The organism is Streptomyces sp. NPDC057010, assembly GCF_042673805.1.
Classification (GTDB): Bacteria; Actinomycetota; Actinomycetes; order Streptomycetales; family Streptomycetaceae; genus Streptomyces.
This window is the reverse complement of sequence record NZ_JBHUSC010000090.1, coordinates 1-14,788: the sequence shown is the minus strand read 5'-3', so window position 1 is coordinate 14,788 and position 14,788 is coordinate 1. Positions and strand designations below refer to the sequence as shown.

14 protein-coding genes are annotated in these 14,788 nt (G+C 70.1%); 13 read left to right on the top strand and 1 reads right to left on the bottom strand.

Annotated features, from left to right (window positions below):
* Nucleotides 1-107: 107 nt before the first annotated feature.
* Nucleotides 108-608, bottom strand: coding sequence for a transcriptional regulator BldD (gene bldD, locus ACFTXQ_RS35340; protein ID WP_007263032.1), 501 nt, complete (start codon nt 606-608; stop codon nt 108-110).
* Nucleotides 609-891: 283 nt separating this feature from the next.
* Here bldD and pyrR point away from each other — a divergent pair, with 283 nt between their 5' ends.
* From pyrR to metK, 13 genes are all read left to right on the top strand, one after another.
* On the top strand, nt 892-1,467 hold the full coding sequence (pyrR, locus tag ACFTXQ_RS35335; protein WP_382649404.1) for a bifunctional pyr operon transcriptional regulator/uracil phosphoribosyltransferase PyrR: 576 nt from the start codon (nt 892-894) through the stop codon (nt 1,465-1,467).
* A 132-nt stretch (nt 1,468-1,599) separates the two neighbouring features.
* Nucleotides 1,600-2,589 carry an aspartate carbamoyltransferase catalytic subunit gene (locus ACFTXQ_RS35330; protein WP_382649401.1) on the top strand — a complete coding sequence of 330 codons (990 nt, stop codon included), beginning with the start codon at nt 1,600-1,602 and terminating at the stop codon, nt 2,587-2,589.
* 2 nt (nt 2,590-2,591) lie between these two features.
* Nucleotides 2,592-3,878 (top strand): dihydroorotase, encoded by a 1,287-nt coding sequence (locus tag ACFTXQ_RS35325; RefSeq protein ID WP_382649398.1) that lies wholly within the window; start codon nt 2,592-2,594, stop codon nt 3,876-3,878.
* Nucleotides 3,875-4,456, top strand: a complete 582-nt coding sequence (locus ACFTXQ_RS35320; protein WP_382649395.1) for a hypothetical protein — start codon at nt 3,875-3,877, stop codon at nt 4,454-4,456. Before ACFTXQ_RS35325 ends, ACFTXQ_RS35320 begins: the two co-directional genes overlap by 4 nt.
* Nucleotides 4,453-5,595, top strand: coding sequence for a glutamine-hydrolyzing carbamoyl-phosphate synthase small subunit (gene carA / locus ACFTXQ_RS35315; protein WP_382649392.1), 1,143 nt, complete (start codon nt 4,453-4,455; stop codon nt 5,593-5,595). Before ACFTXQ_RS35320 ends, carA begins: the two co-directional genes overlap by 4 nt.
* Complete coding sequence (carB, locus tag ACFTXQ_RS35310) at nt 5,588-8,896, top strand: carbamoyl-phosphate synthase large subunit (protein ID WP_382649389.1); 3,309 nt, start codon at nt 5,588-5,590, stop codon at nt 8,894-8,896. Before carA ends, carB begins: the two co-directional genes overlap by 8 nt.
* 79 nt (nt 8,897-8,975) lie before the next feature.
* Nucleotides 8,976-10,085, top strand: a complete 1,110-nt coding sequence (locus ACFTXQ_RS35305; protein ID WP_382649387.1) for a quinone-dependent dihydroorotate dehydrogenase — start codon at nt 8,976-8,978, stop codon at nt 10,083-10,085.
* The gene (gene pyrF / locus ACFTXQ_RS35300) at nt 10,082-10,921 is read left to right on the top strand and encodes an orotidine-5'-phosphate decarboxylase (protein WP_382649384.1); all 840 of its coding nucleotides are present in this window, start codon (nt 10,082-10,084) and stop codon (nt 10,919-10,921) included. Before ACFTXQ_RS35305 ends, pyrF begins: the two co-directional genes overlap by 4 nt.
* A gap of 279 nt (nt 10,922-11,200) precedes the next feature.
* Nucleotides 11,201-11,524: an integration host factor gene (locus ACFTXQ_RS35295; protein WP_008740406.1), complete on the top strand. Its 324-nt coding sequence runs from the start codon at nt 11,201-11,203 to the stop codon at nt 11,522-11,524.
* 61 nt (nt 11,525-11,585) lie between these two features.
* A complete protein-coding gene (gmk, locus tag ACFTXQ_RS35290; protein ID WP_382649382.1) occupies nt 11,586-12,149 on the top strand; it encodes a guanylate kinase in 564 nt (187 codons plus the stop codon).
* A gap of 64 nt (nt 12,150-12,213) precedes the next feature.
* Entirely contained in the window at nt 12,214-12,486 is a 273-nt protein-coding gene (gene rpoZ / locus ACFTXQ_RS35285) for a DNA-directed RNA polymerase subunit omega (RefSeq protein WP_004948662.1), read from the top strand.
* Nucleotides 12,487-12,584: 98 nt separating this feature from the next.
* The gene (gene coaBC / locus ACFTXQ_RS35280; RefSeq protein WP_382649378.1) at nt 12,585-13,799 is read left to right on the top strand and encodes a bifunctional phosphopantothenoylcysteine decarboxylase/phosphopantothenate--cysteine ligase CoaBC; all 1,215 of its coding nucleotides are present in this window, start codon (nt 12,585-12,587) and stop codon (nt 13,797-13,799) included.
* Between the two features lie 195 nt (nt 13,800-13,994).
* A partial coding sequence (gene metK / locus ACFTXQ_RS35275; RefSeq protein WP_382649375.1) for a methionine adenosyltransferase occupies nt 13,995-14,788 on the top strand: 794 nt, incomplete at its 3' end.

The following is a 14,788-nucleotide window of genomic DNA, read 5'->3' as shown; positions in this document are numbered from 1 at the left end:
CCGTTTTTCGCGTTCGTGCGTGCCGACGCGAAAACGGCGGGTGCCGGGAACCCCATGGGGCTCCCGGCACCCGCCGGTAACGTTTCTGCTGGTCCTGGGACCGGGGACTAGATGTCCTCGTGGGCCACGGCGCGACGCGCATCCGCGTCCAGCACGCCCCAGCTGATCAGCTGCTCGGTCAGGACCGAGGGGGACTGGTCGTAGATGACGGCCAGGGTGCGCAGGTCGTCCTGGCGGATCGACAGCACCTTGCCGTTGTAGTCGCCGCGCTGGCTCTGGATCGTCGCCGCGTAGCGCTGGAGCGGGCCGGCCTTCTCGGCGGGCACGCCCGCCAGGCGCTCCAGGTCGAGACGCAGCTTCGGCGGCGGCTCGGCCGCCCCGCCGGGCGTCGTACCCGGCAGCAGTTCCTGCACCGGAACCCCGTAGAAGTCCGCCAGCTCGGCAAGGCGCTGGACGGTCACGGCGCGGTCCCCGCGCTCGTAGGAACCGACCACCACGGCCTTCCACCGGCCCTGCGACTTCTCCTCGACACCGTGGAGGGAGAGGCCCTGCTGGGTGCGGATGGCGCGGAGCTTGGCCCCGAGCTGTTTGGCGTATTCGCTGGACATAACGCTCCCGGACGCTGTGACGCTGTGACTACGGCTGACATGCATGGCTGACATGCGGCTCCGCCGCGCGGCTGGTAACTCACTGTGAGGTTACGCAGCGTTACTTGGATGCGTCAAGCCGAATGGTCGTCATCGCCCCCTCGGGAACAGCCCCAGGAGCCCCGTGGGCGCCCCGGCGCACCGGCCCGGTGCGGGGTCACCGCCATCCCCCTGGTACCGTGTGAGACGTACATCAGACGTCCTTTAAGGTCCGTCCCGTGAGGCGGAGAAGGAGGTCCTTTTCATGGACACCCAGCAGAGCACCGATGCCACGCGCTCCGTTCTCGAAGCGCAGGACATCGCCCGGGTACTGACCCGGATCGCCCACGAGATCGTCGAACGCGCCAAGGGCGCCGACGACGTGGTGCTCCTCGGCATTCCCACCCGCGGTGTGTACCTCGCCCGCCGGCTGGCCGCCAAACTCGAAGAGATCACCGGCACGAAGATCCCGGTCGGCTCCCTCGACATCACCATGTACCGCGACGACCTGCGGCTCAAGCCCGCCCGCGCGATCGGCCGCACCGAGATCCCCGGCGGCGACCTCGACGGCCGCCTCGTCGTCCTCGTCGACGACGTCCTGTTCTCCGGCCGCACCATCCGCGCCGCCCTCGACGCCCTCGGCGACCTCGGCCGGCCCCGCGCCGTGCAGCTCGCCGTCCTCGTCGACCGCGGCCACCGCGAACTGCCGATCCGCGCGGACTACGTCGGCAAGAACCTCCCCACGTCGCTGCGGGAGACCGTCAAGGTCCAGCTCCAGGAGGAGGACGGCCGTGACGCCGTGCTGCTCGGCCAGCGGACCGCCCAGGCAGCCGGGCAGTAGCCCGTACGCACCACCGGGCCCTGACGGGGTCCGCGCCGAAGCCTGCCCTGCCCCACCCGCCTGCCCCAGCCCGGCCGCTCCGTCCGAACCCCGGCCGGCCGGCCTGCCCTCCTGACCTACGGAGCCATCCAGATGAAGCGCCACCTCATCTCGGCCGCCGATCTCACGCGCGACGACGCCGTCCTGATCCTCGACACCGCCGAGGAGATGGCCCGCGTCGCGGACCGGCCGATCAAGAAGCTGCCCACCCTGCGCGGCCTCACCGTCGTCAACCTCTTCTTCGAGGACTCGACCCGCACCCGGATCTCCTTCGAAGCGGCCGCCAAGCGGCTCTCCGCCGACGTCATCAACTTCTCCGCCAAGGGCTCCTCGGTTTCCAAGGGCGAATCCCTGAAGGACACGGCGCTGACCCTGGAGGCCATGGGCGCCGATGCGGTCGTCATCCGCCACCACGCCTCCGGCGCCCCCTACCGGCTCGCGACCTCCGGCTGGATCGACTCCGCCGTCGTCAACGCCGGAGACGGCACCCACGAGCACCCCACCCAGGCCCTGCTGGACGCCTTCACCATGCGCCGCCGCCTCGTCGGCCGCGACGCCGGCCTCGGCAAGGACCTGAACGGCCGCCGGATCACCATCGTCGGCGACGTCCTGCACAGCCGCGTCGCCCGCTCGAACGTCCAGCTGCTGCACACCCTCGGCGCCGAGGTCACCGTGGTGGCCCCGCCGACCCTCGTCCCGATCGGCGTCGAGAGCTGGCCCTGCGAGGTCTCGTACAACCTCGACGAGGTGCTGCCGAAGTCCGATGCGGTGATGATGCTGCGTGTGCAGCGCGAACGCATGAACGCCGCCTTCTTCCCGACCGAGCGCGAGTACTCCCGCCGCTACGGGCTCGACGGCGACCGTATGGCGAAGATGCCCGAGCACGCCATCGTGATGCACCCCGGCCCGATGAACCGCGGCATGGAGATCACCGCCGAGGTCGCCGACTCCGACCGCTGCACGGCCGTCGAGCAGGTCGCCAACGGAGTCTCCACCCGGATGGCCGTCCTGTACCTGCTGCTCGGAGGCTCCGAGCCCGCCGTCACCACCACCAGCACGCCCCGTGTCGAGGAGACCAAGTAACCATGAGCAAGATCCTGATCCGTGGCGCGAAGGTACTCGGTGGCGAGGCGCAGGACGTCCTGATCGACGGCGAGACCATCGCCGAGGTCGGTCAGAACCTGTCCGCCGAGGGTGCGACCGTCATCGAGGCCGCCGGCCAGGTCCTCCTCCCGGGCCTCGTCGACCTGCACACCCACCTGCGCGAGCCCGGCCGCGAGGACTCCGAGACCGTCCTCACCGGCACCCGCGCCGCGGCCTCCGGTGGCTACACCGCCGTCTTCGCCATGGCGAACACCTTCCCCGTCGCCGACACCGCCGGCGTCGTCGAGCAGGTCTGGCGCCTGGGCAAGGAGTCCGGCTACTGCGACGTGCAGCCCATCGGCGCCGTCACCGTCGGCCTGGAGGGCAAGCAGCTCTCCGAGCTGGGCGCCATGCACGACTCCGCCGCCCGCGTCACCGTCTTCTCCGACGACGGCAAGTGCGTCGACGACGCCGTGATCATGCGCCGCGCCCTGGAGTACGTGAAGGCCTTCGGCGGCGTCGTCGCGCAGCACGCCCAGGAGCCCCGCCTGACCGAGGGCGCCCAGATGAACGAGGGCGTCGTCTCCGCCGAGCTGGGGCTGGGCGGCTGGCCGGCGGTCGCCGAGGAGTCGATCATCGCCCGCGACGTCCTCCTCGCCGAGCACGTCGGCTCCCGCGTCCACATCTGCCACCTCTCCACGGCCGGCTCCGTCGAGATCGTCCGCTGGGCCAAGTCCCGCGGTATCGACGTCACCGCCGAGGTCACCCCGCACCACCTGCTCCTCACCGACGAGCTCGTCCGCTCGTACAACGCGGTCTACAAGGTCAACCCGCCGCTGCGCACCGAGAAGGACGTCCTGGCCCTGCGCGAGGCGCTCGCCGACGGCACGATCGACATCGTGGCCACCGACCACGCCCCGCACCCGCACGAGGACAAGGACTGCGAGTGGGCCGCGGCCGCCATGGGCATGGTGGGCCTGGAGACCGCGCTGTCCGTCGTCCAGCAGACGATGGTCGAGACCGGTCTGCTCGACTGGGCGGGCGTCGCCGAGCGGATGTCCTTCGCCCCGGCGCGCATCGGCGGCCTGGAGAACCACGGCCGTCCCGTCTCGGCAGGTGAACCCGCGAACCTGACCTTGGTCGATACCTCGTACCGTGGTGTCGTGGACCCCGCACACTTCGCCTCCCGCAGCCGCAACACGCCTTACGAGGGCCGTGAGCTGCCGGGGCGCGTCACCCACACCTTCCTGCGGGGCCGTGCAACGGTCGTGGACGGGACGCTGGCGTGACACCTGCAGTAATCCAACTGGCCGCCGAGGCCGCCGAGCGACAGTCGGCGGAGGTGACCAGCATCGGAGCCCGCACGGCGTGGGTGATCGGCCTGGCCGTCTTCGTCGCCTTCGTGTACTGGCTGATGCGGCAGGGCTGGAAATGGCGCGGCGCTCTGCAGAACGACCTGCCCGAGCTCCCCGCCGCCCCCGACGGTCTCCCCGCGCACCGGCTGGCCCTGACCGGCCGGTACCACGGGTCCACCACCGCCGGGCAGTGGCTCGACCGGATCGTCGCCCACGGTCTGGGCGTCCGCAGCCGGGTCGAGCTCACCCTCACCGAGGCGGGCCTCGACGTGGTCCGACCGGGTGCCACCGACTTCTTCGTACCGGCCGCGCAGCTGCGCGGCGCCCGCCTCGACAAGGGAATCGCGGGCAAGGTACTCACCGAGGGCGGTCTGCTCGTCGTCACATGGGCGCACGGCGACAAGCTGATCGACTCCGGATTCCGCTCCGACCGCGCGGCCGAACACGCCGCCTGGGTCGAAGCCGTCAATCACATGAACCAATCCATCACGACGGAAGGCGCCGAACGATGACGACCTCCACCAGGGGAGCAGACAAAACTCCCGCCGTACTCGTCCTGGAGGACGGTCGGATCTTCCGCGGCCGTGCCTACGGCGCCCACGGGGAGACCTTCGGCGAGGCCGTGTTCTCCACCGGCATGACCGGCTACCAGGAGACCCTGACCGACCCGTCGTACCACCGCCAGGTCGTGGTGATGACCGCCCCGCACGTCGGCAACACCGGCGTCAACGACGAGGACCCCGAGTCCTCCCGCATCTGGGTGTCCGGTTACGTCGTGCGCGACCCCGCCCGCGTCCCCTCCAACTGGCGCTCCCGCCGCTCGCTGGACGAGGAGCTCGTCCACCAGGGCGTCGTCGGCATCAGCGGCGTCGACACCCGCGCCCTCACCCGCCACCTGCGCGAGCGCGGCGCCATGCGCGTCGGCATCTTCTCCGGCAACGCCATCGCCGACGACGGCACGCTGCTCGCCAAGGTGCGCCAGTCCGCCGAGATGAAGGGCGCGAACCTCTCCGCCGAGGTCGCCACCAAGGAGACGTACGTCGTCCCCGCCATCGGCGAGAAGCGCTTCACCGTGGCCGCCGTCGACCTCGGCATCAAGGGCATGACCCCGCACCGCATGGCCGAGCGCGGCATCGAGGTGCACGTGCTGCCCGCCACCGCCACCGTCGAGGACGTGTACGCGGTCGCCCCGGACGGCGTGTTCTTCTCCAACGGCCCGGGCGACCCGGCCACCGCCGACCACGCGGTCTCCGTCATGCAGGGCGTCCTGGAGCGCAAGACCCCGCTCTTCGGCATCTGCTTCGGCAACCAGATCCTCGGCCGCTCGCTCGGCTTCGGCACCTACAAGCTGAAGTACGGCCACCGCGGCATCAACCAGCCGGTGCAGGACCGCACCACCGGCAAGGTCGAGATCACCGCGCACAACCACGGCTTCGCCGTCGACGCGCCGCTCGACAAGGTCGCCGAGACCCCCTACGGCCGCGCCGAGGTCTCCCACGTCTGCCTCAACGACAACGTGGTGGAGGGCCTCCAGCTGCTCGACCAGCCGGCCTTCAGCGTCCAGTACCACCCCGAGGCGGCCGCCGGCCCGCACGACGCCGCCTACCTGTTCGACCGTTTCGTATCCCTGATGGAGGCCGAGCGTGCCTAAGCGCACCGATATCCAGTCCGTCCTGGTCATCGGCTCCGGCCCGATCGTCATCGGCCAGGCAGCCGAGTTCGACTACTCCGGCACCCAGGCCTGCCGCATCCTCAAGGCGGAGGGCCTGCGGGTCATCCTGGTCAACTCCAACCCCGCGACGATCATGACCGACCCGGAGATCGCCGACGCCACGTACGTCGAGCCGATCACCCCCGAGTTCGTCGAGAAGATCATCGCGAAGGAGCGCCCCGACGCGCTGCTCCCGACCCTCGGCGGCCAGACCGCTCTGAACACCGCCATCTCCATGCACGAGCAGGGTGTGCTGGAGAAGTACGGCGTCGAGCTCATCGGCGCCAACGTCGAGGCCATCAACAAGGGCGAGGACCGCGACCTCTTCAAGGGCGTCGTCGAGGCCGTCAAGGCCAAGATCGGCTACGGCGAGTCCGCCCGCTCGGTCATCTGCCACTCGATGGACGACGTCATCGCGGGCGTCGACACCCTCGGCGGCTACCCCGTCGTCGTCCGCCCCTCCTTCACCATGGGCGGCGCCGGCTCCGGCTTCGCCCACGACGAGGAAGAGCTGCGCCGCATCGCCGGCCAGGGCCTCACGCTCTCCCCGACCACCGAGGTGCTCCTGGAGGAGTCCATCCTCGGCTGGAAGGAGTACGAGCTGGAGCTGATGCGCGACACCAAGGACAACGTGGTCGTCGTCTGCTCCATCGAGAACTTCGACCCGATGGGCGTCCACACCGGCGACTCCATCACCGTCGCCCCGGCGATGACCCTCACCGACCGCGAGTACCAGCGCCTGCGCGACATCGGCATCGCGATCATCCGTGAGGTCGGCGTCGACACCGGCGGCTGCAACATCCAGTTCGCGATCAACCCCGACGACGGCCGCGTCATCGTCATCGAGATGAACCCGCGCGTCTCGCGCTCCTCGGCGCTCGCGTCGAAGGCCACCGGCTTCCCGATCGCCAAGATCGCCGCCAAGCTGGCCATCGGCTACACGCTCGACGAGGTCCCCAACGACATCACCGAGAAGACGCCGGCCTCCTTCGAGCCGACCCTCGACTACGTCGTCGTCAAGGCCCCGCGCTTCGCCTTCGAGAAGTTCCCGGCCGCCGACGCCACCCTCACCACCACCATGAAGTCGGTGGGCGAGGCCATGGCCATCGGCCGCAACTTCACCGAGGCCCTCCAGAAGGCCCTGCGCTCCCTGGAGAAGAAGGGCTCGCAGTTCACCTTCGTCGGCGAGCCCGGTGACAAGGACGAGCTGCTGCGCGTCGCGGTCCGCCCGACCGACGGCCGTATCAACACCGTCATGCAGGCCATCCGCGCCGGCGCCACCCAGGAAGAGGTCTTCGAGTCCACGAAGATCGACCCCTGGTTCGTCGACCAGCTCTTCCTCATCAAGGAGATCGCCGACGAGCTCGCCGCCGCCGAGAAGCTCGACCCCGAGCTGCTCGCCGACGCCAAGCGCCACGGCTTCTCCGACGCGCAGATCGCCGAGATCCGCGGCCTGCGCGAGGACGTCGTCCGCGAGGTCCGCCACGCGCTGGGCGTCCGCCCGGTCTACAAGACGGTCGACACCTGCGCCGCCGAGTTCGCCGCGAAGACCCCGTACTTCTACTCCTCGTACGACGAGGAGTCCGAGGTCGCCCCGCGCGAGAAGCCCGCGGTCATCATCCTGGGCTCCGGCCCGAACCGCATCGGCCAGGGCATCGAGTTCGACTACTCCTGCGTCCACGCCTCCTTCGCCCTGAGCGACGCCGGCTACGAGACCGTGATGGTCAACTGCAACCCGGAGACCGTCTCGACGGACTACGACACCTCCGACCGCCTGTACTTCGAGCCGCTGACGCTCGAGGACGTGCTGGAGATCGTCCACGCCGAGTCCCTCGCGGGCCCGATCGCCGGTGTCGTCGTCCAGCTCGGCGGCCAGACCCCGCTCGGCCTGGCCCAGGCCCTGAAGGACAACGGCGTCCCCGTCGTCGGCACCTCCCCGGAGGCGATCCACGCCGCCGAGGACCGCGGCGCCTTCGGCCAGGTCCTCGCCGACGCCGGCCTGCCGGCCCCCAAGCACGGCACCGCCACCACCTTCGCGGGCGCGAAGGCGATCGCCGACGAGATCGGCTACCCGGTCCTCGTCCGCCCGTCCTACGTGCTCGGCGGCCGCGGCATGGAGATCGTCTACGACGAGGCCCGGCTGGAGTCGTACATCGCCGAGTCCACCGAGATCTCGCCGACCCGCCCCGTGCTGGTCGACCGCTTCCTCGACGACGCCATCGAGATCGACGTCGACGCCCTCTACGACGGCACCGAGCTCTACCTCGGCGGCGTCATGGAGCACATCGAGGAAGCCGGCATCCACTCCGGCGACTCGGCCTGCGCCCTGCCCCCGATCACCCTCGGCGGCTACGACATCAAGCGCCTGCGCGCCTCCACCGAGGCCATCGCCAAGGGCGTCGGCGTCCGCGGCCTGATCAACATCCAGTTCGCGATGGCGGGCGACATCCTCTACGTCCTGGAGGCCAACCCGCGCGCCTCCCGGACCGTCCCCTTCACCTCGAAGGCGACCGCCGTCCCGCTCGCGAAGGCCGCCGCCCGCATCTCGCTCGGCACCACCATCGCCGAGCTGCGCGCCGAAGGCCTGCTGCCGAAGACCGGCGACGGCGGCACCCTGCCGATCGACGCGCCGATCTCCGTCAAGGAGGCCGTCATGCCGTGGTCGCGCTTCCGCGACATCCACGGCCGCGGCGTGGACACCGTCCTCGGCCCGGAGATGCGCTCCACCGGCGAGGTCATGGGCATCGACGCCGTCTTCGGCACCGCCTACGCCAAGTCGCAGGCCGGCGCCTACGGCCCGCTGCCCACCAAGGGCCGCGCGTTCATCTCCGTCGCCAACCGCGACAAGCGCTCGATGATCTTCCCGGCGCGCGAGCTCGTCGCCCACGGCTTCGAGCTGCTCGCCACCTCCGGCACCGCCGAGGTGCTGCGCCGCAACGGTATCAACGCCACCGTGGTGCGCAAGCTCAGCGAGGGCGAGGGCCCGAACGGCGAGAAGACCATCGTCCAGCTCATCCACGACGGCCAGGTCGACCTGATCGTCAACACCCCGTACGGGACCGGCGGCCGCCTCGACGGCTACGAGATCCGCACGGCGGCCGTGGCGCGCAGCGTCCCGTGCCTGACCACGGTCCAGGCGCTCGCCGCGGCCGTCCAGGGCATCGACGCGCTGAACCACGGTGACGTGGGCGTCCGCTCCCTCCAGGAGCACGCGGAGCACCTGACCGCGGCCCGCGACTAGCAGCCCGTACGAAAGGGGGGCACCGGCGACAGCTACCGGTGTCCCCCCTTTCATGAGCGCCAAAGGGATATTTCGGACGATGTACAAACTGTTCTTCGACCTCGTCTTCAAGCGGATGGACCCCGAGCGGGCCCACTACACGGCCTTCCGCTGGATCCGCCTCGCCGCCCGCACCCCGGTGCTGCGCACCTTCGTCGCGGCCGCCCTCGCACCCCGCTACAGGGAACTGCGCACCGAGGCCCTCGGCCTGCGGATGCACGGCCCCTTCGGCCTCGCGGCCGGCTTCGACAAGAACGCCGTCGCCATCGACGGCATGTCGATGCTCGGCTTCGACCACATCGAGATCGGCACCGTCACCGCCCAGGCCCAGCCCGGCAACCCGAAGAAGCGCCTCTTCCGGCTCGTGCCGGACCGCGCGCTGATCAACCGGATGGGCTTCAACAACGAGGGCTCGGCGGCCGTGGCGGAGCGCCTGGCGGCCCGTAACCCTGTCTTCAACACCGTCGTCGGCGTCAACATCGGCAAGACCAAGGTCGTGCCGGAGGAGGAGGCGGTGGCGGACTACGTCACCTCCACCGAGCGCCTGGCCCGCCACGCCGACTACCTCGTCGTGAACGTCTCCTCGCCCAACACCCCCGGCCTGCGCAACCTCCAGGCGACCGAGTCGCTGCGCCCGCTGCTGACCGCCGTACGGGAGGCCGCGGACCGGGTCGTCACCGACCGCCGGGTCCCGCTGCTGGTCAAGATCGCCCCGGACCTCGCGGACGAGGACGTCGACGCCGTCGCCGACCTGGCCCTGGAGCTGGGCCTGGACGGCATCATCGCCACCAACACCACCATCGCCCGCGAGGGCCTGGGGCTGAAGTCCTCGCCGTCCCTCGTGAAGGAGACCGGCGGCCTGTCCGGCGCCCCCGTCAAGGAACGCTCCCTGGAGGTCCTGAGGCGGCTGTACGCCCGCGTGGGCGACCGGATCGTACTGGTGGGCGTCGGCGGCATCGAGAACGCCGAGGACGCCTGGCAGCGGATCCTGGCCGGCGCCACACTGATCCAGGGCTACAGCGCCTTCATCTACGAGGGCCCGTTCTATGCCCGCGCCATCCACAAGGGCCTGGCCGCGCGCCTGGCCACCAGCCCGTACGCGACGCTCGCCGAAGCGGTGGGCGCCGAGACCCGAAAGGCCGCGCAGTGACCGTGACCCCGTTTGGCACCCGCCTCCGCGAGGCGATGGACTCCCGCGGCCCGCTGTGCGTGGGCATCGACCCGCACGCCGCGCTGCTGGCGCAGTGGGGCCTGGACGACGACATCGCCGGCCTGGAGCGGTTCTCCCGCACGGTCGTCGAGGCCCTCGCGGAGTCGGTGGCGGTCTTCAAGCCGCAGGCGGCCTTCTTCGAGCGGTTCGGCTCGCGGGGCGTCGCGGTGCTGGAGCGGACGGTGGCGGACGCGCGGGCGGCCGGCACGCTGGTCGTCATGGACGCCAAGCGGGGCGACATCGGCTCCACGATGGCGGCGTACGCCTCGGCCTTCCTGGACCCCGCCTCGCCGCTCTTCTCCGACGCGCTGACGGTCTCCCCGTACCTGGGCTACGGCTCGCTGAAGCCGGCGGTCGACCTGGCGCGGGAGTCCGGCGCGGGCCTGTTCGTGCTGGCGCTCACCTCCAACCCGGAGGGCGCGGAGGTCCAGCGGGCGGTCCGTACGGACGGCCGGTCGATCGGCGCGACGATGCTGGCCCACCTGGCGGCGGAGAACGAGGGCGCCAGCCCCATGGGCTCCTTCGGGGCGGTGGTCGGCGCCACGCTGGGCGACCTGTCCTCCTTCGACCTGGACATCAACGGCCCGCTGCTCGCCCCGGGGATCGGTGCCCAGGGGGCGACGGCCGCCGACCTCCCGGCGGTCTTCGGCAAGGCGGTCCGCAACGTGGTCCCGAACGTGTCGCGGGGCGTCCTGAAGCACGGCCCGGACGTCGCCGCCCTCCGCGCGTCGGCACGCGAGTTCGCGGACGAAATCCGCGAGGCCGTCTCCGCGTAGGGGAGCCATCGGACACGTCCGTCGCACTGCCTGACGAAATTCGAACGTCTTTCACCGGACAAAACAGGGGTATTTTGTCCGTGATGTACGGTTCAGTGGAGGCTGACCAGGACTTTTCGTCCGTTCTCGCTGACTGGAGCGGTCATGGCCGCTAGTCTCCGAGCAGAGTGAACGCGCAGCGAACGAGTTCCACCGCTGTTCGGGAGCTCGCCTGGTGTGGTGCCCATGGGTTCCCCACCGGTCCGTATCCGACAGTTCGACATCCGAGGTGACGTAGGCGTGGCTCTTCCGCCCCTTACCCCTGAACAGCGCGCAGCCGCGCTCGAAAAGGCCGCCGCGGCTCGCCGGGAGCGGGCCGAGGTGAAGAATCGACTCAAGCACTCCGGCGCCTCGCTCCAAGAGGTCATCAAGACGGGCCAGGAGAACGACGTCATCGGCAAGATGAAGGTCTCCGCCCTGCTGGAGTCCCTGCCTGGCGTGGGCAAGGTGCGCGCCAAGCAGATCATGGAGCGCCTCGGCATCTCCGAATCCCGGCGTGTCCGAGGTCTCGGCTCCAACCAGATCGCTTCTCTGGAGCGTGAGTTCGGCACTCCCGCCGGCTGACGCGTCGCCTGAAGTTCTTCCGGCGTTCTCAGGCAGTCCCGGGAACCTGGATAATCGCTCTATGGCAGCAGAGGTTCGTCCGCGGCTGACCGTGCTCTCCGGCCCTTCGGGGGTCGGCAAGAGCACGGTCGTCGCGCATATGCGCAAGGTCCACCCCGAGGTCTGGCTCTCGGTGTCGGCCACCACCCGCAAGCCGCGGCCCGGTGAGCGACACGGAGTCCAGTACTTCTTCGTCAACGACGACGAGTTCGACAAGCTGATCGCCAACGGCGAGCTGCTGGAGTGGGCCGAGTTCGCGGGCAACCGCTACGGCACACCACGCGGCGCGGTGCTGGAACGCCTCGAGAACGGCGAGCCGGTACTGCTGGAGATCGACCTCCAGGGCGCACGGCTCGTCCGCGAGTCCATGCCCGACGCCCAGCTGGTCTTCCTGGCCCCGCCGAGCTGGGACGAGCTGGTCCGCCGGCTCACCGGCCGGGGCACCGAATCGGCCGAGGTCATCGAGCGCAGGCTCGCGACCGCCAAGATCGAGCTCGCTGCCGAGTCCGAGTTCGACACCACCCTGGTCAACACCTCCGTCGAGGACGTGGCGCGTGAGCTGCTAGCCTTGATGGAAGTTGTCTGATCGTTGATCGATCCTTTCGATTCGATCAATGCCTGATCTTTCACCCATCTTCGGAAGGTAGAGCGTGTCCTCTTCCATCACTGCGCCCGAGGGCATCATCAACCCGCCGATCGACGAGCTGCTCGAGGCCACGGACTCGAAGTACAGCCTCGTGATCTACGCGGCCAAGCGCGCGCGTCAGATCAACGCGTACTACTCCCAGCTCGGCGAGGGCCTGCTGGAGTACGTCGGCCCGCTGGTGGACACCCACGTCCACGAGAAGCCGCTTTCGATCGCGCTGCGCGAGATCAACGCGGGTCTGCTGACCTCCGAGGCCATCGAGGCCCCGGCCCAGTAAGGCACGGCGATTCCTTCAGCACAGGCCCGGCAGAACATCTGCCGGGCCTGTGGTGTGTCATGGGTAGGTACGACGGATGTGTCGAAGGGGAGTGCGTGGTGGCTAAGCCGAAGGTCGTGCTGGGGGTCAGCGGCGGGATCGCCGCCTACAAGGCGTGCGAGCTGCTGCGCCGGCTGACCGAGTCAGGCCACGAGGTACGGGTGGTGCCGACGGCCGCGTCGCTGCACTTCGTCGGCGAGGCCACCTGGGCCGCCCTGTCCGGGAACCCGGCCTCCGCCGAGGTGTGGGAGACCGTCCACGAGGTGCCCCACGTACGCATCGGGCAGACGGCCGACCTCGTCGTCGTCGCCCCGGCCACCGCCGACATGCTGGCCAAGGCCGCCCACGGGCTGGCCGACGACCTCCTCACGAACACCCTGCTCACCGCACGCTGTCCGGTGGTCTTCGCGCCCGCCATGCACACCGAGATGTGGGAGCACCCCGCCACCCAGGAGAACGTGGCCACCCTGCGGCGGCGCGGAGCCGTCGTCATCGAGCCCGCCGTCGGCCGGCTCACCGGCAAGGACACCGGCAAGGGGCGGCTGCCCGACCCCGAGGAGATCTTCGAGGTGTGCCGCGGCGTCCTGGCGCGCGGGACGGCCGGGCCCGACCTCGTCGGGCGGCACGTCGTGATCAGCGCCGGCGGCACGCGCGAGCCCCTGGACCCGGTCCGTTTCCTGGGCAACCGCTCCTCCGGCAAGCAGGGCTACGCGCTCGCCCGCACGGCCGTCGCGCGCGGGGCCCGCGTCACCCTGGTGGCGGCCAACACCGCGCTGGCCGACCCGGCCGGGGTGGACGTCGTACGGGTGGGGACGGCCGTACAGCTGCGGGAGGCCGTGCTCAAGGCGGCGGCCGACGCCGACGCCGTGGTCATGGCCGCGGCCGTGGCCGACTTCCGGCCCGCCGAGTACGCGGGCGGCAAGATCAAGAAGAAGGACGGGCAGGAGCCCGCGCCGGTCGCCCTCGTGCGCAACCCCGACGTCCTCGCCGAGATCTCGGCCGACCGGGCCAGGGAGGGGCAGGTCGTGGTCGGGTTCGCCGCCGAGACCGACGACGTCCTGGCCAACGGACGCGCCAAGCTCCGGCGCAAGGGATGTGATCTTCTCGTCGTCAACGAGGTCGGCGAGACCAAGACCTTCGGTTCCGAGGAGAACGAGGCCGTCCTCCTGGCCTCCGACGGATCCGAGACGCAGGTGCCCTACGGCCCGAAGGAAGCGCTGGCGGACGTGATTTGGGACCACGTGGCGCCCCGGCTCCCCGCGCGACGCGCCTGACCGGGATCGCTTCTCCTGGTCACATCCGTAGGACAGAATGGAGTGCCGCAGGTCACACCCGATTCATAAGGCGAGACGGGTGGTCCGGCGAACGGTGGCGACCGATAAACTGCATTCGGAACGTGATCGGGCGCAGCCCCCGATGTGGTTCTGCCAATGATCAGCCAGCAGCCGCTGCAACCCCCAGGGAGCGTTGTGTCCCGTCGTCTCTTTACCTCGGAGTCCGTGACCGAGGGCCACCCCGACAAGATCGCCGACCAGATCAGCGACACGATCCTCGACGCACTCCTCACCGAGGACCCGACCTCGCGTGTGGCGGTGGAGACCCTCATCACCACGGGTCTCGTGCACATCGCGGGAGAGGTGACGACGAAGGCCTACGCGCCGATCGCGCAGCTCGTCCGCGAGAAGATCCTCGAGATCGGCTACGACTCCTCGAAGAAGGGCTTCGACGGCGCCTCCTGCGGCGTGTCGGTGTCCATCGGCGCGCAGTCCCCGGACATCGCGCAGGGCGTCGACACCGCCTACGAGACGCGGGTCGAGGGTGACGAGGACGAGCTCGACAAGCAGGGCGCCGGCGACCAGGGCCTGATGTTCGGCTACGCCTGCGACGAGACCCCGGAGCTGATGCCGCTCCCCATCCACCTGGCGCACCGGCTCTCGCGCCGGCTGTCCGAGGTCCGCAAGAACGGGACCATCCCGTACCTGCGCCCCGACGGCAAGACCCAGGTCACCATCGAGTACGACGGCGACAAGGCCGTCCGCCTCGACACGGTCGTCGTCTCCTCGCAGCACGCCTCCGACATCGACCTGGACTCGCTGCTCGCGCCCGACATCCGCGAGTTCGTCGTCGAGCACGTCCTGGCCCAGCTCATCGAGGACGGCATCAAGCTGGACACCGAGGGCTACCGCCTGCTGGTGAACCCGACCGGCCGTTTCGAGATCGGCGGCCCGATGGGCGACGCCGGCCTCACCGGCCGCAAGATCAT